The sequence below is a fragment of the Halobacterium sp. MBLA0001 genome (genome assembly GCF_049705385.1).
GTDB classification, from domain to species: domain Archaea; phylum Halobacteriota; class Halobacteria; order Halobacteriales; family Halobacteriaceae; genus Halobacterium; species Halobacterium salinarum.
The window spans coordinates 200,043-219,070 of record NZ_JBNAMQ010000007.1 but is presented as its reverse complement, the minus strand read 5'-3'; the positions used below and the strand labels follow the sequence as shown (position 1 = coordinate 219,070).

21 protein-coding genes are annotated in these 19,028 nt (G+C 69.3%); 12 read left to right on the top strand and 9 right to left on the bottom strand.

From position 1 onward, the window contains the following. Nucleotides 1-54: 54 nt before the first annotated feature. Both ACOZ32_RS02360 and phnE read left to right on the top strand, forming a co-directional pair. Nucleotides 55-906, top strand: coding sequence for a phosphonate ABC transporter ATP-binding protein (locus ACOZ32_RS02360; RefSeq protein ID WP_205251092.1), 852 nt, complete (start codon nucleotides 55-57; stop codon nucleotides 904-906). Continuing rightward, nucleotides 903-1,898 (top strand): phosphonate ABC transporter, permease protein PhnE, encoded by a 996-nt coding sequence (phnE, locus tag ACOZ32_RS02355; RefSeq protein ID WP_205251091.1) that lies wholly within the window; start codon nucleotides 903-905, stop codon nucleotides 1,896-1,898. The genes ACOZ32_RS02360 and phnE overlap by 4 nt, the downstream gene beginning before the upstream one ends. 3 nt (nucleotides 1,899-1,901) lie before the next feature. Here phnE and ACOZ32_RS02350 read toward each other — a convergent pair whose 3' ends face one another. The 3 genes from ACOZ32_RS02350 to ACOZ32_RS02340 are packed head-to-tail and all read right to left on the bottom strand — an operon-like array spanning nucleotide 1,902 to nucleotide 3,271. Continuing rightward, on the bottom strand, nucleotides 1,902-2,513 hold the full coding sequence (locus tag ACOZ32_RS02350; protein WP_229373361.1) for a uracil-DNA glycosylase: 612 nt from the start codon (nucleotides 2,511-2,513) through the stop codon (nucleotides 1,902-1,904). Nucleotides 2,514-2,540: 27 nt separating this feature from the next. Next, nucleotides 2,541-3,089 carry a DUF99 family protein gene (locus ACOZ32_RS02345; protein WP_205251090.1) on the bottom strand — a complete coding sequence of 183 codons (549 nt, stop codon included), beginning with the start codon at nucleotides 3,087-3,089 and terminating at the stop codon, nucleotides 2,541-2,543. After that, nucleotides 3,086-3,271 (bottom strand): DUF5786 family protein, encoded by a 186-nt coding sequence (locus tag ACOZ32_RS02340; protein ID WP_010903530.1) that lies wholly within the window; start codon nucleotides 3,269-3,271, stop codon nucleotides 3,086-3,088. The genes ACOZ32_RS02345 and ACOZ32_RS02340 overlap by 4 nt, the downstream gene beginning before the upstream one ends. 76 nt (nucleotides 3,272-3,347) lie before the next feature. Here ACOZ32_RS02340 and ACOZ32_RS02335 point away from each other — a divergent pair, with 76 nt between their 5' ends. Genes ACOZ32_RS02335 through ACOZ32_RS02325 form a run of 3 tightly spaced genes read left to right on the top strand, consistent with a single transcriptional unit; the run spans nucleotide 3,348 to nucleotide 4,987 of the window. Beyond that, on the top strand, nucleotides 3,348-3,965 hold the full coding sequence (locus ACOZ32_RS02335) for an MBL fold metallo-hydrolase (RefSeq protein ID WP_424334901.1): 618 nt from the start codon (nucleotides 3,348-3,350) through the stop codon (nucleotides 3,963-3,965). Between the two features lie 57 nt (nucleotides 3,966-4,022). After that, nucleotides 4,023-4,559 carry a GNAT family N-acetyltransferase gene (locus tag ACOZ32_RS02330; protein ID WP_010903528.1) on the top strand — a complete coding sequence of 179 codons (537 nt, stop codon included), beginning with the start codon at nucleotides 4,023-4,025 and terminating at the stop codon, nucleotides 4,557-4,559. Continuing rightward, complete coding sequence (locus ACOZ32_RS02325) at nucleotides 4,556-4,987, top strand: NUDIX domain-containing protein (protein ID WP_205251087.1); 432 nt, start codon at nucleotides 4,556-4,558, stop codon at nucleotides 4,985-4,987. The genes ACOZ32_RS02330 and ACOZ32_RS02325 overlap by 4 nt, the downstream gene beginning before the upstream one ends. Nucleotides 4,988-5,054: 67 nt before the next feature. Here ACOZ32_RS02325 and ACOZ32_RS02320 read toward each other — a convergent pair whose 3' ends face one another. Together ACOZ32_RS02320 and ACOZ32_RS02315 are read right to left on the bottom strand one after the other, a co-directional pair. Then, a complete protein-coding gene (locus ACOZ32_RS02320) occupies nucleotides 5,055-5,198 on the bottom strand; it encodes a 50S ribosomal protein L40e (RefSeq protein WP_010903526.1) in 144 nt (47 codons plus the stop codon). Between the two features lie 46 nt (nucleotides 5,199-5,244). Continuing rightward, nucleotides 5,245-5,742, bottom strand: coding sequence for a DUF367 family protein (locus ACOZ32_RS02315; protein WP_012289427.1), 498 nt, complete (start codon nucleotides 5,740-5,742; stop codon nucleotides 5,245-5,247). An 82-nt stretch (nucleotides 5,743-5,824) separates the two neighbouring features. Here ACOZ32_RS02315 and ACOZ32_RS02310 point away from each other — a divergent pair, with 82 nt between their 5' ends. Then, nucleotides 5,825-6,154 carry a nuclear transport factor 2 family protein gene (locus tag ACOZ32_RS02310; protein WP_010903524.1) on the top strand — a complete coding sequence of 110 codons (330 nt, stop codon included), beginning with the start codon at nucleotides 5,825-5,827 and terminating at the stop codon, nucleotides 6,152-6,154. A gap of 33 nt (nucleotides 6,155-6,187) precedes the next feature. On the opposite strand, the gene serS is transcribed toward ACOZ32_RS02310, so the two are convergent. Then, a complete protein-coding gene (serS, locus tag ACOZ32_RS02305; protein ID WP_285254368.1) occupies nucleotides 6,188-7,570 on the bottom strand; it encodes a serine--tRNA ligase in 1,383 nt (460 codons plus the stop codon). A gap of 117 nt (nucleotides 7,571-7,687) precedes the next feature. Here serS and ACOZ32_RS02300 point away from each other — a divergent pair, with 117 nt between their 5' ends. From ACOZ32_RS02300 to ACOZ32_RS02290, 3 genes are all read left to right on the top strand, one after another. After that, nucleotides 7,688-8,596, top strand: a complete 909-nt coding sequence (locus ACOZ32_RS02300) for an MBL fold metallo-hydrolase (protein ID WP_424334900.1) — start codon at nucleotides 7,688-7,690, stop codon at nucleotides 8,594-8,596. Between the two features lie 11 nt (nucleotides 8,597-8,607). Beyond that, nucleotides 8,608-10,560, top strand: a complete 1,953-nt coding sequence (locus ACOZ32_RS02295) for an AMP-dependent synthetase/ligase (protein ID WP_424334899.1) — start codon at nucleotides 8,608-8,610, stop codon at nucleotides 10,558-10,560. Between the two features lie 92 nt (nucleotides 10,561-10,652). Beyond that, complete coding sequence (locus ACOZ32_RS02290; RefSeq protein WP_235157481.1) at nucleotides 10,653-12,518, top strand: cation:proton antiporter; 1,866 nt, start codon at nucleotides 10,653-10,655, stop codon at nucleotides 12,516-12,518. 10 nt (nucleotides 12,519-12,528) lie between these two features. On the opposite strand, the gene ACOZ32_RS02285 is transcribed toward ACOZ32_RS02290, so the two are convergent. The 3 genes from ACOZ32_RS02285 to ACOZ32_RS02275 all read right to left on the bottom strand — a co-directional run bounded on the left by ACOZ32_RS02285 (nucleotide 12,529) and on the right by ACOZ32_RS02275 (nucleotide 14,978). Next, entirely contained in the window at nucleotides 12,529-12,999 is a 471-nt protein-coding gene (locus ACOZ32_RS02285; protein WP_010903519.1) for a GtrA family protein, read from the bottom strand. Further along, on the bottom strand, nucleotides 12,992-13,765 hold the full coding sequence (locus ACOZ32_RS02280) for a glycosyltransferase (protein WP_205251082.1): 774 nt from the start codon (nucleotides 13,763-13,765) through the stop codon (nucleotides 12,992-12,994). The genes ACOZ32_RS02285 and ACOZ32_RS02280 overlap by 8 nt, the downstream gene beginning before the upstream one ends. 70 nt (nucleotides 13,766-13,835) lie before the next feature. Continuing rightward, on the bottom strand, nucleotides 13,836-14,978 hold the full coding sequence (locus tag ACOZ32_RS02275; protein WP_205251081.1) for a thiolase family protein: 1,143 nt from the start codon (nucleotides 14,976-14,978) through the stop codon (nucleotides 13,836-13,838). A 129-nt stretch (nucleotides 14,979-15,107) separates the two neighbouring features. Between ACOZ32_RS02275 and ACOZ32_RS02270 the strand changes: the two genes are divergently transcribed. From ACOZ32_RS02270 to ACOZ32_RS02260, 3 genes are all read left to right on the top strand, one after another. Next, nucleotides 15,108-16,823, top strand: coding sequence for a flippase activity-associated protein Agl23 (locus ACOZ32_RS02270; protein WP_424334898.1), 1,716 nt, complete (start codon nucleotides 15,108-15,110; stop codon nucleotides 16,821-16,823). A 69-nt stretch (nucleotides 16,824-16,892) separates the two neighbouring features. Continuing rightward, nucleotides 16,893-18,209, top strand: a complete 1,317-nt coding sequence (locus ACOZ32_RS02265; protein WP_012289423.1) for an ATP-binding protein — start codon at nucleotides 16,893-16,895, stop codon at nucleotides 18,207-18,209. Next, nucleotides 18,206-19,027, top strand: coding sequence for an MBL fold metallo-hydrolase (locus ACOZ32_RS02260; RefSeq protein WP_205251078.1), 822 nt, complete (start codon nucleotides 18,206-18,208; stop codon nucleotides 19,025-19,027). Before ACOZ32_RS02265 ends, ACOZ32_RS02260 begins: the two co-directional genes overlap by 4 nt. The last annotated feature ends 1 nt before the right edge of the window (nucleotide 19,028 follow it).

Here is a 19,028-nt window from a genome sequence, read left to right as displayed (position 1 = left end):
GCATCGAATCACTCCCTTCGACGCACCCACCGCCGGCAACGGCACCCAAGACAGATGAGCAACATAACGGTCACCAACCTGCACAAATCGTACGGCGACGTCGACGCCCTCGAGGACGTTTCCTTCGAGATCCTCGACGGCGAGTTCGTCGTCATCCTCGGCGAGTCCGGAGCGGGGAAGTCGACGCTCCTCCGGTGTCTCAACGGCCTCACAGAACCCACCACCGGCTCCGTGAAGATCGACGGTGAGCCGGTCAACGGCCCGCGCGACGACGTCGGGATGATCTTCCAACAGCACAACATCATCGAAGAAATGACGGCGTACACGAACGCCCTCTCGGGGTCGCTCAACCGCACCTCGCTGGTGCGCAGCCTCTTCCAGTGGAACGACCGCGAGGAGAAACTCGACGCGCTCCGCGCGCTCGACACCGTCGGCCTGCTCGACGACGCCGAACAGCGCGCCGGCCGCATGAGCGGCGGCCAGCAACAACGCGTCGGCATCTCGCGCGCGCTCGTGCAGGACCCGAACCTGCTGCTCGCCGACGAACCCGTTGCCAGCCTCGACCCGGCGAGCGCCGAATCAGTCATGGGGTACATCAAGGACGCCGCCGACCAGCACGACCTCACGACGCTCGCGAGCCTCCACCAGGTGAATCTGGCCCGCGAGTTCGGCCAGCGATTCATCGGCATGAAAGACGGCCGCGTCATCTTCGACGGCTACCGCGACGACCTCACGTTCGACGTCATCGACGACATCTACGGCAACATCCAGACCGACGCCATCCGCACCGGCGACGACGAGGACGACGCCAACGCTGACGTGGCCCCCACGACCAGCAGCGACGGCGGGACCGACGCCGCCGGCGGCCCCGACCAACAACCCGCATCCGACCCACATCTGTCATGAGCACGAAACCGAACGAGGGGCTGTTGGCCCGCTTTGGCTTCGGTGTCGACCCGGACGACAAATACGAAGCGCAACTCTACCGGATCAAGCGCAACCGAACGAAAAACCGCATCATCTGGGCGCTCGCCCTGATCGCCTTTCTCGTGCTGTTCGAGGTTGCGCTGGAACTGGTCAACTTCTCGCTGCTCGAAATCTCGGCGTACTGGTCGCAGTTCGTCGGGTCGCTTCGGGACTTCTTCCCGCTGACATCGCTGTTCGGCGTGGTGCCGTTCGTCGACGTGGGCCAGTATTACTCGTTTTTGGCGGCCCACGAAAACCCCTCGATTCCGCTTGCGGCGGTTGAGACGCTCGGCATCGCGTTCGCCGGCACGGTGCTCGGCGCGCCGCTGGCGCTGACGTTCGGCGTGCTCGGCAGCGAGCGCGTCACGCCGTTCCCGCTCAACTTCCTGTTCCGTGGCGTGATGAGCTCGATCCGGTCGATCCCCGCGCTCGTGTGGGCGCTCATCTTCATCCCGCTTGGCGGTCTCAGCCCGTTCACGGCGACGCTGGCCATCGGCACGGACACCATCGGGAACCTCGGGCGGCTGTTCACGGACGCCCTCGAAGAAGTCGAGGACGGCCCCATCGAGGGCGTCGAGTCGACCGGCGCGTCACGGCCCCAGGTCATCCTCTTCGGGATGCTCTCACAGATGGTGCGGCCGTTCATCGCGTGGTCGATGTACATCCTCGAAATCAACGTGCGGGTGGCGGTCACCATGGGCCTCATCAACGCCGGTGGGATCGGCGAGATCCTGATGTTGCAGCGCCAGACCCGCAGCTGGCACAACATGATGGCCACCATCATCGTCATCTTCGTGCTGGTGGTGTCAGTCGAAATGCTCAGCCAGCGCATCCGCTCCCGCATCCGGGGCAACGAGAGCACGAGCGTCCTCCGGCTGTTCGTGCGGACGATCAAGCAGTTCCCGTCGAAAACCCGGGAGGCGCTCACGTAACGGTCAGTAGTCGCCGAGCCGGGCCTGCCCGCCGTCCGCGCCCGCCATCGTCGCGGCCTGCTCGATTGTCTCCCGGAACGCCGGCCGCTGGCTCGCGTCGTAGAGGGTTGCAGCCGGATGCAGACACACCACCACATCCCGGGCGGTGCCGCCCAGCGACACCCGTTCGACGCTGCCCGCCTCGCCGGTGACGGCGACCGACCGTTCGAGCACGTGCTCGCTGGGGACTTTGCCGAGCGTCACGATCACCGCGGGGTCGACGCTGTCGACTTCGGCCACGAGATGTGACCGACAGTTCGCGAGCTCCTCGCTGTGCGGGTCGCGGTTGTCCGGCGGCCGACACCGGACGCAGTTCGTGATGCGGACGTCTTCACGGGCGAGCCCGGCGGCCGCGAGCTCGTCGTCCAGAACGTCGCCGCTGCGCCCGACGAACGGCACGCCGGTGTCGTCCTCGGTTGCGCCCGGCGCCTCCCCGATGAACAACACGTCGGCGTCGCTGGGGCCGTCGCCGTTCACGACCTGACTGCGTGACTCCACGAGCGCGTCACACCGCGTGCAACACGCCGTCACAGCCGCCCCGTCCATGGTGTCGTCCCGTTGGCTGGGCTCGTCCATGCCCTGACCTGACGGGCCCGCGCCGTGTTAAGCGTAGTCGTCGCCGGCCCGTGCCGCCAGCCGCGCAACCCGCAGGGGTTCGGGACGGCCGCCCACGGGCGTGAACGCGCGCACCACAGCAGCGGCCCGATCGCAGCCGACGCTGCGCACGAACACGCGGTGGTCGTTCACCGTGACCGGCGTGCGCTCCGGCAGCGACTCGTAGATCGCCAGCCGGGCGTCGCGCTCGCGCCCCGTGAACTCGCGGTTGATCGGCTCGTCCAGCCCGGGGCTCTCCTCGAAGGACACCGCGAGCACCGGACGGTCGACGCGCTCGTGGACGGCCCGCACGTCGATGACGTTGAACCACGCGGGCGCGATCCCCGCGAGCAGCACGTACTGGACGTCCTCGCGGTTGAGGCGCTCGTAACACCGACTCACGGCGGCGGTGCTGTCCAGCCCGCCGACCGTGCACGCCGAAAACGAGACGCCGTCGACGACCCGAGCGGCGCGCACCACCGCCCCTCCGACCGTCGCGTGACCGCCGTCACCGCGGTTCGAGACCGCAACCCCGAGCGCGCGCGTGCCGCGCTTCACGAGGACTGGTCTTTGATCTCCTGCAATCGATCCAGCAGCTCGTCGTTCGACGCGCCGATCTCGTAATCTACGCCGCCGTCGTGCTCGTGTTCGGCCGTGTCCATTTCGTCCGCGGCAGCGACGTCCTCGGAGTCGATGGACTGGGTGTCTTGCTCGGACTCGTCGTAGCTCCCGAAGCCCATAAGCGAGTGAGTGTAGGCGACTGCGCCACTAAAATTTCTCGCCGGGTTTAGGTGCGAACCACCCGTGTGGGCGTGTATGTCCGTCCGAGTCGTCACCAGCGGTGCGGCGTCGTTCACCTGCAACGCCTTCCTGGTCGTCGGGGACACCACCACGCTCGTCGACGCGGGCGCGTACGACGGCGTCGCCGACGAGATCCGCGCGCACGTCGACGCCCTCGATCAGGTCGTGGTCACCCACCAGCACACGGATCACGTCCAGCAGCTGGACGCCGTCGTCGACGCCTTCGACGGCCCCGACGTGTACGCCTACGCCGACCACCCGCTGCGCACCCACGCTCTCGCCGACGGCGACACCGTCCAGGTCGGCGACCAGGCCGCCGACGTGGTGTTCACGCCCGGCCACGCCCCCGACCACGTCTCGCTGGTCACCGAGACGGCGCTGTTCGCCGGGGACGTCGTGGTTCACGACGACGGCGCTTTCGACGACGGCAGCTTCGGCCGCACCGACATGCCGGGGCAGTCGCGGGAGCGCCTCATCGGCAGCCTCCGGGAGTTGCTGGCCCGCATGCCCGACTCGGTCTCGGAGCTCTACGCCGGCCACGGCGGCGTCTTCGAGGGCGACGTCCGGGCGGTCGCCGAGCGCGCGCTCGACCGCGCCCAGCGCCGCAACCCGAAGTACCCGGACGACCAGTAGCGTGCGGGCTTGCCACACCACGACAACGCTTATTTTCGCGGCGTCGAACCGTCGGGTATGCCCGGCCGTCCGTTCATCTCCGGCGAGCGCGTCGACCTCTGCCCGGTCAGCGAGGACGACGTCGATTTCCTCCACGACACGATCAACGACCCCGCCGTCTGGCCCCCGGTGGGCGCTCGCACGCCCGTCACCGAGCGCGAGGAACGCGAGTGGTACGAGGAGCAGGCCAGCGCGGACAACGGCACGGTCAACTTCGTCGTCGCCGTCGACGGCGCTCCGATCGGCAGTCTCGGCGTGCACGGCGTCGACGACACGAACGGGAGCGCCGAGCTCGGCGTCTTCCTCGCCGAGGACCACTGGGGCGAGGGGTACGGCACCGAGGCGGGTCGGCTCGCCACCACGTACGCCTTCGATCAGCACCGACGCCACCGCGTTTTCGCCCGCGTCTTCGAGGACAACCAGGCCTCGATGCGCGTCTGGGAGCGCCTCGGGTTCGAACGCGAAGGCACCCACCGCGACGCGATGTTCCTGCACGGCGAGTACCTGGACGTGCACTGCTACGGCGTCCTCGAATCCGAGTGGCGCGACCAGTGACGCCACCCGAGCTCGTGCCCGCCGTCGTCGCCGTCGTCACCGACGACGAGGGACGCGTGTGTCTCGTCCAGGACACGAAACGCGACCGGTGGCTGCTCCCCATGGGACGCGTCGAACCCGGTGAGTCGGTCACGGACGCCGTCCGCCGGGAGGTCCGCGAGGAAGCGGGGCTGGTCGTTGCCCCTGACGTTGAACTCACCGGCGTCTACACCGACCCGGCCACGCAACTGTTCGACACCCCGGACGGCCCCATGCAGTATCTCGCGCACGTCTTCCGCTGTGCGTGGGTCGACGGCGACCCCGAACCGGACGGCGACGAGACGACTGCCGTCGACTTCTTCGAGCCCGGCGAGTACCCCACCGACCTCCACCCCAGCGACGACTGGATCGCACACGCCCGCCACGGCGACGGCGTCGAAGTCACCTGACCCACTGCCGTCAGCGACACAGCCGCCGCTGTCGGCCGTGAGCGTGCTGCAGAAGACCGCCGGTCAGTTACGCGGAGCGACGCTCGGAGGCCTTCGTGCGGAGGTTCTTGTACCCGCACTTCCGGCAGCTCTCGGCGTCCGTCGGGTTCCGTGCGTTACACCGCATGCAGACCTGCTTGTTCAGCAGTCGGTCCTCAATGGTCTCGCTCATGCACCCGGGTTCGGCGCCACCGCGTTTAAGCGGTTCGGAACGCCGGTCAGTCTTCGCCGGCGTCGAGGTACGCCTGCTGGACGGCCACCACCTCACTGGAGTCCTCGCAGTCGGCGTACCGCCGGAGCGGTTCCTCGTTCAATTCGAGGAACGTATGCCCCCACGTGAACTTCGACAGCAGTTCCTCGGCGCGCTCCCAGCGCCCCAGAATGGCGAGCGCGCCGGCGAACGCCTCCACGGTGTTCAACTGGAACGGCTGCCCGTAGTTGACCGGGTTCGCAGCCACCAGGAACGGCAGCGCGCGGTGCTCGCCGTCGATCTCGAACATCGCACGGCCAGCCGTCTCCCACGAGCAGTCCAGTGCGACTAGCATGTCTGTGTCGTCGGCCGGCGACAGCGCCCGCTCGGCGTGCGGGTTCAACACCACGCCGGCCGGCGTCTCGCGGCCGGTCCGATGCAGCGCCGCCAGATCGAAGCGCGCGAGCTTCCGCGCCGTACACTTCTCGGGGTCGTCGTCGCCCTCGTACCGGACGTGTAACTCCACGGTGTCATCATGCCGTTCGGCGGTCGCCGGCAAAAGCCACTCGCCCTGTGGTTTCTTCACCGCGCGCGCCAACCACCACGCCATGGACGCCACCGACCCCGTCCAGACGTACTACGACGCCATCGACGACGGCGACTACGACGCACTGCGTGGCGTGCTCGCCGACGACTTCACCCAGGAGCGCCCGGACATGACACACGACTCCCCGGACGCGTTCGTCTCGTTCATGCGCGACGACCGCCCCCGGGTGGACACCCGCCACGTCCTCGACGGCGTCTACGCCGGCCCAGCCCGCGGTGTCGCCGCCCGCGGCCGCCTCGTCGCGCCCGAGGGACCGATGTTCGCGTTCGTCGATGTCTTCGAGCTGACCGCCGCCGGGCGCGTCAGTCGCCTCCGATCGTACGTCGACTGACTGCTGCCCGCGGGCGCTCGCGGCTCACTGCGTTCACGCCTCGCGGTCGCCGTCGCCCAGCGCGGACTCGCCGACCTTCCGGGAGCCCTCGATGCGCGTCTGGCCGTTCATGTACGGCTGCAGCGCCTCCGGTACCGTTACGGTGCCGTCGTCGTTCTGGTAGTACTCCAGGATCGCCACCAGCACGCGGGGCACCGCCACCCCCGATCCGTTCAGGGTGTGCAGGTGTTCGGCGGACTCGTGGCGCTCGGGCCGGTACTGGATGTCGGCCCGCCGCGCCTGGAAGTCCTTGAAGTTCGACACCGACGACACCTCCAGCCACCGGCCCCCCATTTCGGGGCCGTCGTCCATGTCGTCGCCGGGCGCCCACACCTCGATGTCGTACTTTTTGGCCTGCGTGAACCCCATATCACCGGTGCACATCTCCAGGACGCGGTACGGCAGATCGAGCCGCCGCAACACCGCCTCCGCCTCGTCCAGCAGGCCGTGGAACCGCTCGGCGGAGTCCTCCGGGCGCACGAAGTTCACGAGCTCGACCTTGTTGAACTGGTGGACGCGCACGATCCCCCGGGTCTCCGTGCCGTGCTCGCCGGCCTCCCGGCGGAAGTTCGGCGAGTACGCCTGGTGTTTCACCGGGAGGTCGTCGTCCAGCAGGATCTCGTCCCGGTACATGTTCGTCACCGGGACCTCCGCGGTCGGCAGCAGCCAGAGGTCGTCGTCGTCGTAGTCCGCGTCGTTCTCGCCGCCGATGCGGTAGGCGTCCTCGACGAACTTCGGGAACTGCCCGGTGCCCTCCATCGACCGCGCCGACACCGGCATCGGTGGGAACACGTCCTCGTAACCCTGTTCGCGGTGCACGTCGAGCATGAACTGCACGAGGGCGTGCTCCAGGCGCGCGCCCGCCCCCTTCGAGAAGTAGAACCCGCCGCCGGAGACCTTCGCGCCGCGCTCGAAATCCAGGATGTCCAACTCCTCGCCGAGGTCGTAGTGTGGCACCACCGACTCGGGCAGATCGCGGCGGTCGTCGAACCCCTCACGGCGGCGCTCGACGTTCTCGGCCTCGCTGTCGCCGACCGGCGCGTCCTCGTCGGGCACCATCGGCAGCGTCAACAGCAGGCGTTCGAGCTCCGCCTCCAGGTCGTCGGCGCGCGCCTCGACGTCCGCCAACTCGTCTTTGAGCGCCTGCGAGCGCTCGATTGCCTCCTGGGCGGCGTCCTCGTCGCCGGCCTGCTTGAGCTCGCCGATCTTCGAGGACACCTCGTTGCGGTCGTGGCGGAGCTCGTCGCCCCGCGCTTTCAGTTCGCGCCACTCCTCGTCAACCTCCAGGATCCGGTCGAGGTCCGCGTCCACGCCCTTCGCATCGAGGGCGTCCCGCACTTTCTCGGGGTGCTCGCGGACGAATTGTCGGGACAGCATTTGCGTTCGGGTTCGCCGGGCCGCGGCAAGAACGTATCGCATCCCTGTGATGCAGTCACGCCGGGCGGTGTCGCTGCCACGCCAACGCTTTTCCCGGCTGCCGTTCCCCGTTCGTGTATGAGCGCAGGCGACGTCTTCGACGTGTCCGGCTGTCCCGGCATCTCGTTCGTCGACACTGGCATGTACGACACCGCCGAGTACGGTTCGGTCTACGTCATCGACGCCGACCGGCCCGCCGTCGTCGACACCGGCACCGGCACGAACTACGAGCGCATCCTCGACGCCCTCGAAGAACACGGCATCCAGCCCGCAGACCTCCGCGCCGTCCTGCTGACCCACGTCCACCTCGACCACGCGGGCGGCGCTGGCCTGCTCGCCGAGGCGTGCCCGAACGCCGACGTGTACGTCCACGAGCTCGGCGCGCGCCACGTCGTCGACCCCGAGCGGCTCGTCGAGGGCACCAAACAGGCGGTCGGCGACCAGTGGCAGTATTACGTCGAGCCGACGCCCGTCCCCGAAGACCGGGTCGTGGAGCTCACCGACGGCGACACCGTCGACCTCGGGAGCCGCACGCTCACCGCACACCACGCCCCCGGACACACACCCCACCAGGTGGTGTTCGAGGATCACTCCTGTGATGCGGTGTTCACCGCCGACGCCGCCGGCATCTGGGTCCGCGCCCAGGACCGCGTGCGCGAGACCAGCCCGCCGACGGATTTCGACCTCGAACAGTGCATCGACGACGTCGAGATGATCCGCCGCCTGGACCCCGAGACGCTGCTGTACGCGCATTTCGGCCCAGGGCCTGCGGAGACCGACGCCGTCCTCAAAGAGTACGAGCACGTGCTCCGAGACTGGGTTGCGGCGGTCAAACGCGAGGTCATCGAGCGCCACAGCGAGGCGGCCGCCATCGACCACTTCGCCGCCACGACGACCGTCGAGGACGTCTGGGGCGAGCACAAGGCCCGCGCGGAAACCAAAATGAACGTTCGTGGCGTTCTCCGGTATCTTAACACCCGGGCCTGAGAGTAGCCGACATGGACCCCCGCGACGCCGAACGCGAGTACGACGACCACGTCATCGCACGCCAGACACTTTCACGCACGTTCGAGGACGCCGCCGAACGCCACGCCGACAGCCCCGCCCAGGCGTACAAGGGCGGCGTCTACGACCGCAGCCTGGCCCCCGAGGTGGTCGACCCCGCGCCCGACGGCGGCGTCGAAACGCTCAGCTACGACGCCCTCCGCGACATCGTTCGCACGCTCGCCGCCGGCTTCCGGGACCTCGGCGTCACGGCCGGCGACCGCGTCGGCGTCTTCGCGCACACCCGCATGGAGTGGGCGCAATGCGACCTCGCCGTGCTCGCCGCCGGCGGCGCGGTTACCACCGTCTACGCCAGCTCCAGCCCGGCGCAGATCGCCCACCTCCTCGGCGACAGCGGCGCCGTCGGCGTCGTCGTCGAGAACGACACCCTCCGCCAGCGCGTCCGCGAGGTCGAATCCGACCTCGACGACCTCGAGTTCGTCGCCACGATGGACACCCCCAGCGACGACACGCGCCCGCTGTCAGCGGTCTACGACCGCGGCTGCGACGCCTTCGACCCGGACGCCTACCAGGGCTGGATCGACGACCGCGATCCCGACGACCTGGCGAGCCTCATCTACACCTCCGGCACCACGGGAACGCCCAAGGGCGTCGCCCTCACACACCGGAACTTCCACGCGAACCTCAACCAGTCCCGGCGGCGATTCGGGCCCCGACCCGACCGCGGCGACGCCCCCGCGGTCACCAGCGACAGCCGCCACCTCTCGTTTCTCCCGCTCGCACACGTGCTTGAGCGGCTCTCGGGGCATTTCCTGCCGCTGGCGTCGGGCGCGCAGGTCTGCTACGCCGAATCCCCGGACACGCTCCGGGAGGATTTCGGCCTCTTCGAACCCACCAGCGCCACCAGCGTCCCCCGCGTCTACGAGAAGCTCTACGACACCATCCGCGAGCAGGCCGCCGACTCCCCGGTCTCCGAGCGCGTCTTCGAGTGGGCGACCCGCGTCGGCCGCGCCGCCCACACCACCGACGACCCCGGGATCGGGCTGCGCGCCGCACACGCCCTCGCGGACACGCTCGTGTTCTCGGACATCCGGGACGCCCTCGGGGGGGAGATCGAGTTTTTCATCTCCGGCGGTGGCTCGCTGTCCCCGGAGCTGTGTGCGCTGTTCCACGGCATGGGGCTGCCCATCCTCGAAGGCTACGGCCTCACCGAGACCAGCCCGGTGCTCGCGGTCAACCCCTACGAGGACCCCATCGTCGGCACCATCGGCCCGCCGGTCACGGACACCGAGCTGACCGTCGACGAGACCATCGCCAGCCCCGAGCAACGCCAGCGCTGTGACGGCGCCGCCGGCGAGCTGCTCGCGCGCGGCCCACAAGTGTTCGACGGCTACTGGGGGCTGCCCGATGCCACCGACGCCGCGTTCGTCACCCGCGAGGGCAAAGAGTGGTTCCGCACCGGCGACGTGGTCGAACTCCGCCCCGACGGCTACGTGCGGTTCCTCGAACGCGCCAAGCAACTGCTGACCCTCTCGACGGGCAAGAACGTCGCCCCCGGCCCCATCGAGGACGCGTTCGCCGCCAGCCCGCTGGTCGCACAGGCCATGGTCGTCGGGGACGGCCAGAAGTTCGTCTCCGCGATCCTGGTTCCGAACTTCGACGCGGTCTCCGAGTGGGCCGCCAGCCAGGAGATCGCGCTCCCCGACGACCGCGACGCGATCTGCCGCGACGAGCGCGTCCGCGCGCGCATCCAGTCGGCGGTCGACGACGTCAACACCGGCTTCGAGCCCTACGAGCGGATCAAGCAGTTCCGCCTCGTGGCGACCGAGTTCACGGAAGCGAACGACCTCCTCACACCCACGATGAAGAAGAAACGCCACCACATCCGTGACCGGTTCGCGGACGCGGTCGGCGACGTCTACGACGACTCCGAATTCAGCACCTAACACACCGCCGACGCTGTCGTTTCGGCCGATACCCATGGTGATTTATGCTCGCGCGACAACGAGCAAGACGTGATACGACTGGAGGCTGCGCAATGAGCTCCGGAATCATCCCCGTCGTTGCGACAATCATCGCACTCGGCGTTCTCTCCCAGGTCGTCGCCGACAAGCTCCAAGTCCCCAGCGTTCTGTTCCTCATCCTGGCCGGCATCGTCGTCGGCCCCGAAGTCCTCGGCGTCGTGACGCTGTCGTCGTTCGGCGGCATCGACACGCTGGCCGGGATCGTCGGGCTCTCGGTGGCCGTCATCGTCTTCGAGGGGGCGTTCCACCTCAAACTGGAGAAGCTCCGCGAAGCCCCCGGCGCGTGGCTCCGGCTGGTGACCGTCGGCGCAGCCATCGCGCTGTTCGGCACGGCCATCGTCGTGCGCGTTCTGCTCGGGACCGGCTGGGATGTCGCGTTCCTCATCGGCAGCCTGCTCGTCGCCACCGGCCCCACGGTCATCACGCCCATCCTGAGCGTGGTGCCGGTCCGCGACCGCGTCGGCGCCGCCCTCGAAACCGAGGGCGTGGTCAACGACGTGACCGCCGCCATCCTCGCCATCGTCGTGTTTCGCGTCGTCGAGAACCCCCAGCGCTCCGTCGACGTGGTGCTCCAGGACTTCGTGACGCGACTCGGCACCGGCGTCCTCGTCGGGCTGGTCGTCGCCGCCGTTGTCTGGTATATCCTCCGCCGGATCGATCTCTCGAAGGGCAACGCGCCACAGAACGCGCGCCTGGTCGTGCTCGCCGGCGCGCTCGTCGCGTACGGGGCCGCGGACACCCTCTACAGCGAAGCCGGGATCGCCGCCGTCGCCACCGCGGGCGTCCTCCTGGGGAACGCCGACCTCCCCTACGAGAAGGAGATCGAGGCGTTCAAAGGCGACGTCACGCTCGTCGTGTTGTCGTTCGTCTTCATCGGGCTGGCGGCGCTGCTGTCCTTCCAGACGCTGCTCGATCTCGGCGTCGCGGGGCTTGCGGTCGCGGTCCTGGTGGCGCTTGTCATCCGCCCGCTTGCGGTGTTCGCGTCCACCGCCCGCTCGCGGTACACGTCCGCCGAGCGCGTGTTCATGAGCGCCGTCGGGCCGCGCGGCATCATCCCCGCGTCGGTCGCGACCCTGTTCGCCGTCGAACTCCAGGGCTACGGCATGCCCCAGGCCGCAAACGTCCTCGTCGGCACGGTGTTTCTCACGATCCTGCTGACGGTCGTCTTCGAGGGCGGTTTCGCCAGACACATCGCCCAGGCGCTCGACGTGATTCCCATGCGAGTCATCATCGTCGGCGGCGGCACCGTGGGTCGCGCGCTCGCCGAACGCCTCGAAGACCGCGGGGAGAACGTGGTGCTGGTCGAAGACGACCCCGAAGCCGTCGAGCGCGCCCGCAACCAGGGGTACACCGTTCACAGCGGCGACGGCTCCGACACCGACGAACTCCGGGCGGCCGGCGCCGAGAACGCCAAGATCCTGACCGCGGCCACCGGTGACGACGACGTCAACCTCCTGGTCGCACAGCTCGCGGACTCCAAGTTCGACATCGACACCATCATCGCCCGCGCGAACAACCCGGACAACATCGACGCCTTCGAAGACCTCGGCGTGAGCACGGTCTCGTCGTCGCTGGCGACCGCCTGGGGCATCGACAACATCATCGAGCGCCCCGCGCTCTCGAACTGGATGACCGAAATCGGCCGCAGCGGCGACGTCCAAGAGGTCGAAGTCACCTCCGAGGAGCTCGTCGGGCTGACGATCGCCGACCTCGACGACGACCTCCCCGGGGGCGTCATCATCGCGCTCGCCGGCCGCGACGGCGACAACCAGGTTCCCAACCCCGAGTTCACCATCCAGCACGGCGACCACCTCACGTTCCTCGGCCGCAAGGAGGCGGTCCGTGACGCCCTCAACTGGTGTCACCCCGACGACGGGTAGTCGCGCCCGCTCACTCCTGGACGTGCCAGGTGAACAGGCTCTCGAAGACGTAGTTCACGAGCATCGCCACCGCGATCGCGCCGCCTTTCACGGCGATCAGCCAGCAGTCAACCCCGAAGACGGTGGCGTCGACGGTGACCCCGTAGAACACACCGACGAACAGCGCGTACTGCAGCGTCGACCCGCCCGCCCGCACGACGTGTGACCGCACCAGCCGCCGCCCCACGGAGCCGCTGCCCGCGTCCGCGAACGTCCACCGGTCGTTCACCGCGAACATCACGAGGATCGCCGCTTCGATGCTGGCGACGTTCGCGGCGGCCGCCCACACGCCCGCAGCTTCGGTCAACACCAGCAGCGTCGTCACGTCGACGACCGCGCCGACGGCACCCACGGAGACGAACTTCCCGAACCGGGCGCGCGACGCCAGCGCGCTGATCCGTGCCGGCACCGCCGCCCGGATGCGGTCGCGGCGCTCACTCATGGCTGCCCGGTCGGTCGATCAGCGCACGATCATCGCTGCCACGCGCCGCCAGCGCCGCGTGCAGGCGGCTGTCGCCGAGGCGCTTGGCGCGGTGGCGCGCCCGCACCAGCGCCCCGAGCAGCCCCACCGGCGCGCGCACCGTCGACACCGTCGATCCGGGCTGGTCCTCCCACGTGATGGGGACCTCCGCAACCCGACAGCCCAGCGCCCCCCCGACCGCGACCAGTTCCACGTCCCAGGCGAACCCCGCCTCGTAGAGGTGCTCGCGGACGCGCTCCCAGGCCGCGGCGGTGAGCGCTTTGGCCCCACACTGGTAGTCGTGGAGGTCCACCGCCAGCAGGGTGCCCGCGAGCCACGCGAACCCGTCGCCGAGCAGTCGCCGGACGACCGTCTGGTGGCTCTCGACGGTGGCGTCCGGATGCCGCCGCGACCCCACTGCGAGGTCCGCGTCCCCGTCGGTCACTCGGGCGACGACCTCGGCCAGCGAGCCCGCGGGCGTCGCGCCGTCGGCGTCCGCGAACGCCACCACGTCGGTGTCGAGCGCTTCGAACCCCGCGGTGATGGCCGCGCCCTTCCCGCGGCGGCCGGCGCTCTCGGCGACCGTCACCCCGGCGTCCCGAATGCGGTCGGCGACCCCGGGGCCGGCGGCGTCCAGTTCAACGCGGAGTGCGGCGGGGTCGAACGTCTCTCGGAGGGCGTCGAGGTACGCCGTGAGGCGGTCGATGTCGGGATCGTAGGCCGGGACGACGATGCCGACGGAGGTCATTACCCGGACGAACACGGGACGGTGGTATCAGTTTCGTGGTTTCGGTCCACCACGCCACCGCACCGGGTGGTTATCGCTCGAAGGAGATCGCTGCGCCCTGGCCGAAGCCGACACACAGCGTCGCCAGCGCCTTCCCGGCGTCGCGCTTGTTCATCTCGTGAATCAGGGTGACCGGGAGGCGCGCGCCGCTGGCACCGAGCGGGTGGCCAACGGCGATCGCGCCGCCGTTGACGTTGAACCGGTCGTTGTCGATGCCGAGTTCGTCCCGCGAGTAGAGCGTCTGGGAGGCGAACGCCTCGTTCAACTCCACGAGGTCGAACTCGTCGATGTCCTCGCCGGTGCGGTCGAGCAGGCCGCGGGTTGCCGGCACCGGCCCGATCCCCATCACTTCGGGGTTGACGCCCGCGACGTTGTGGTCGCCGACGCGCGCCAGCACGTCGAGGCCGTGGTCGCGCGCGAACGCCTCGCTCGTCACGAGCGTCGCCGCCGCCCCGTCGGAGATCTGGCTGGCGTTCCCGGGCGTCACCGACCCGTCGCTTTTGAACACCGTGGGGAGCTCCCCGAGCGCCTCCAGCGTGGTGTCCGGGCGGATGCCCTCGTCCTCCTCGACGAGGCCGCTGTCCGTCTGTACGGGCACGATCTCGTCGTCGAAGCGCCCGGCGTCGGTCGCCTCGGCTGCCCGCCGCTGGCTCTGGAGGGCGTACTCGTCCTGCTCGGCGCGTGTGATGCCGTGGCGCTCGGCGACCTCCTCGGCGGTCATCCCCATCTCGAGTTCGGGGACGTTGTACTGCTCGCTCAGCCCCGGATGCAGGTGGGCGTACGAGTCGCCGTCCATCGGCACCCGGCTCATGTTCTCGACGCCGCCCGCGATGATGGCGTCCCGCTGGCCCGCCCGCACCGCGTCCGCGGCCCGCATGATGGCCTCCATGGAGGACGCACACCAGCGGTTGATCGACGCCGCCGGCACGTTCTCACCGAGCTCGGAGAGCAACGCGATGACGCGCGCGACGTTGTTGTCCTGCTCGGTGCGCTGCTGGGCGACCCCCCACTGGAGGTCGTCGATGTGGTCGCCGGTCAACCCCGTCTCGGCGAGGATGTGGTCGATGACCGTCACCGAGAGGTCCTCGCTGCGCGTGTCGGCGTACACGCCGCCGTCCTTTCCCTGTGGGGTGCGGTAGGCCGCAGCGATGACCGGAGTGGTGGTGGCTGCCATACCAAACGCGAGCGCGCCCCGCTCCTTAAAGCTCCCACAACGGCCGACATCCAGCCAGCGGTTTACTGGCCGCGATCCCGCAGCCCGCATCCAGAAAGCGTTTACTCCCGTCCCCGCAACCGCGTGTACATGCGTCGCTCCCGCGACGACTCGTCCCCCCGCGTCGCGGCCGCCGTCGTGGCCGTCACAGCCGCCGCTCTCCTCGCCCGCCTGTGGGCGCTGGGCTGGCGGGTCGCCCACCAGGACGAAGCCCGGGTCGCCGACTGGACCCTGCAGTACATGGACCTCGGGGCGTGGCAGTACCGCCCCATCATCCACGGGCCGTTCCTCCCACACGTCAACGGCGTGGTCTTCGACGTGTTCGGCGCGACCGACTTCACCATGCGACTGGTGGTCGCGGTCGTCGGCGGCCTCCTCCCGCTGACGGCGTGGCTCTACCGGACCCGCCTCTCGGACGTCGAAGTCGGCGCGCTGGCGGTGTTGCTCGCGGCCAACCCGGTGGTGCTGTACTACTCGCGGTTCATGCGCAACGACCTCCTGCTCGCGGGGTTCATGTTCACCGCCGTCGGGCTGTTCGTTCGGTTCCTGGACACTCATCGTGCGCGATACCTCTATGCCAGCGCCATCCCGTTCGCGCTGGCGTTCACCACCAAGGAGAACAGCCTGCTGTATCCGCTCTGTTGGCTCGGCGCGCTCGCGCTCGTGACCGACGACCGCATGGCCGTCGCGGGCGCGACCGACACCAGCCGGCTCGCCGTCGCCCGTCGCGCCGCCGCCCGCATCCGCCACCGCGCCTGGCGCGCGAAGGCCGCACTCGCCGGCAGCGCGCTGACCGCCGCCGTCATCGTCGTCTCGTTTTACGCGCCCAAGCCCGACCTCTACCGCCTCTTCGAGCAGCCCGGCCGCGCGCCCGCCGTCCTCGAAGCCGCGACGATCGGCACCTACCACGAGTTCGCCGCCCTCTGGGCGTCCACGAGCACGGTCGCCCACTCCTACGTCGCGTTCCTCAGCCACGACCTGAGCGTGCTGGTCGCCTGCGGGACCGTCGTCTCCGTCGCCGCAGTCGTCGGCTACCTCGCGAACCGTTACGCAACCGAGACGCCACGCCCGCTGGTGTCGTTCGCGTTCTACTGGGGCGTGTTCTCGGTGCTCGGATACCCCGCGGTCGTGGACATCGCCGCCGCCTGGACGGCGGTCAACGCCCTCGTCCCGCTCGCCATCCCGGCGGCCGTCGGCGTCGGTGCCGTCGTCAGATACGGCCGCCGCGGCGCCGCGGCCGGCGACACCGCCGCCGTCCGGCTCGCGGTCACCGTGCTCGTCGTTTCGGCCGCCGGTATGGGTGCCGTCGCCGCCGAAACCACCTACGCACACCCACAGTCCCCCAGCAACCCGCTCGTGCAGTACGCCCAGCCCGGCGGCACCATGCAGCCCACCATCGACGACATCCAGCGGGCCGCCACCGCCACGAGCGGCCTCGACGTGCTGTACTACGGTGACAGCAACGACACCGCCGACGACGGCCTCGAATTCAGCGACGCCGGCGACGGCACGTTCAACCTCACCACCGGCCCGCCGTCGGGGTGGCACGACCGCCTGCCGTTCCCCTGGTATCTCTCACAGGTGGGCGCGAACGCAACCACCGTCCAGACCGCCGCCGAGGTCCCCGACACGCTGCCGCCGGTCGTCATCTCGGTGGTCAGCGAAGAAGACGACTTCGCGGCGCTGCTCGCGGCCGCGGACAACAGCCACTACGAGCGCCACACCTACCCCCGGTATCTCACGGACGGCCACAACACGCTCGTGATATACGTCGACACGACCGCGGTCCCGGCCGCCCAGCAGTGACCGCGCGGCCCCCACATCTCGGCCCGACTGCGACGCGCTTAAACGGGATGCGACGGTAGTTCTTGGGTAGTGACCGAGGCTCTCGATGTCGTGGAGTTCCTGCTGACGGCCCGCGTCTACGACCGCCACCAGGACTTAGACGAGAACGACCTGCCACCGGCGCACCGGATCGCGCTCTGGGGGGACGACGGCGTCCCCCGACCGCCACAAACCACCGAGGACGCAACCCGCGACGCCACCGGCATCGCCGACCCCTGGGAGGCGGTGTCCGAGCTCATGTTCACCGACCGGGACGCGTTCGCCGGCAGCATCACGCTGGTCGACGACGACATGGCGATCGACTGGTTCGTCGACCGCGCGGCCGCCGACCGCATCAGCGCCAACCCCGTGTTGGCGTTCGTGTTCGGCGACGAGTTCGGCGTCGACTACGAGACCGCCCGCGACGCCAACCGGCCGGTTCAGGCCGACCCGCAGTGGATCGACGGGCTGCTCGAGGAGTATTTCGACGAGGACGACGAGGAGATGCTCGACCTCGTGGACGTGCGGTCGCCGGCGGAACTCACGGTGTCCCTCGACGACATCGTGCTCACCGACGACCAGGAAGCGGAGATGTCGAAGGTCGCGAAGGCCATCGAGCACCGCGACTACCTGGCGACGATCGGCCTCAACGAGGTCGGAAAGCTGCTGTTCGTGGGGCCGCCCGGCACCGGGAAAACCTCGACCGCCCGCGGGCTCGCCCACCAACTCGACCTGCCGTTCGTCGAGGTCAAACTCTCGATGATCACCAGCCAGTATCTCGGCGAAACCGCGAAAAACGTCGAGAAAGTCTTCGAGGTGGCCAAACGGCTGTCGCCGTGCATCCTCTTCATGGACGAGTTCGACTTCGTCGCCACCACGCGGACCGGCGACGAGCACAACGCCATCAAGCGCGCGGTCAACACGCTGCTGAAGTCCATCGACGAGATCAGCCTCGTCACCGATGACGTGTTGCTCATCGGCGCGACCAACCACCCCGACGAGCTCGACGCGGCGGCGTGGCGGCGCTTCGACGAGATCCTCTCGTTCCCGCGGCCCGACGAGGGGATGCGCGCGGACATCATCTCGCTGGTCACCAGCGAGGTGGACATCGCCGACTTCGACCCCGCCGCGCTCGCCGCCGAAACCAGTGGCCTCACCGGCAGCGACCTCCGGCTGGTGCTCCGGGAAGCCGTCCTCGACGCGCTCGTCGAGGACCGCACGGAACTCACACAGGACGACCTCATGGCCGCCATCTCTGAGTTCGAGGACCGCGACCACCTCCGCAACCTCGACACCCTCGAAGACGCCCTCGACGACACCCACAGCGACCACACCCACGACGACCATCCAGCTCCCAATCCGGAATGAAGGTGACGCTGCTGGGGACCGGTGACACCACGGGCACGCCGACGCCGGGCTGTGACTGCGCGACCTGTCAGGCCGCCCGCGAGCGCGGCGTCGAACGCACCCGGTTTTCGGTTCACGTCGCCGACGAGGCGTCCGGGGACGCGTTGCTGATCGATTTCAGCCCGGACTTCCGCGCCCAGTTCCTCCGCACGGACGCCCCGTCGCTGCCCGACGCGGGCGTCGTCACGCACGTGCACTTCGACCACCTCGACGGCCTCGGGAACGCCTACCGGCTGTTCGACGACCTCCCAGTGTACGCCGCCACCGACACCGACCCCACCACCGGCGAGTCGGTCGCCGAGACGGTCGCCGGGAAGTACGACTACCTCGACAGCATCGCCCTCCGTGGCGTCGCCCCACGCCGCTCGTTTGCGGCCGCCGGCTTCGACGTCACGCTGGTTCCGGTCGACCACCCGCCCCTGCTCTGCTACGGGGTCGTCGTCGAGCGCGCCGGCGCGAAACTCGCGGTCTCCGGGGACACCACGTACGCGATCCCCGAGGCGTCCCGGGACGCGATGCGCGACCCCGACCTGCTGGTGGCCGACGGCATCGTGCCGGCACACCTCACCCACCACCACCCGAAAGGCGGCCGCCATCCCGACGCCGACGGCGTCCCACGGACGTTCGGCACGAAACACATGACCAGAGAGGGCGCGCTCGCGCTCGGCGACGACCTCGACGCCGACCGGACGCGGGTCGTCCACGCCGCCCACTACTACCCCGTCGAGGAAGCGTTCGCCGACGAGATCGCGGTCGACGGCGAGACGATCCGCCTCTGAC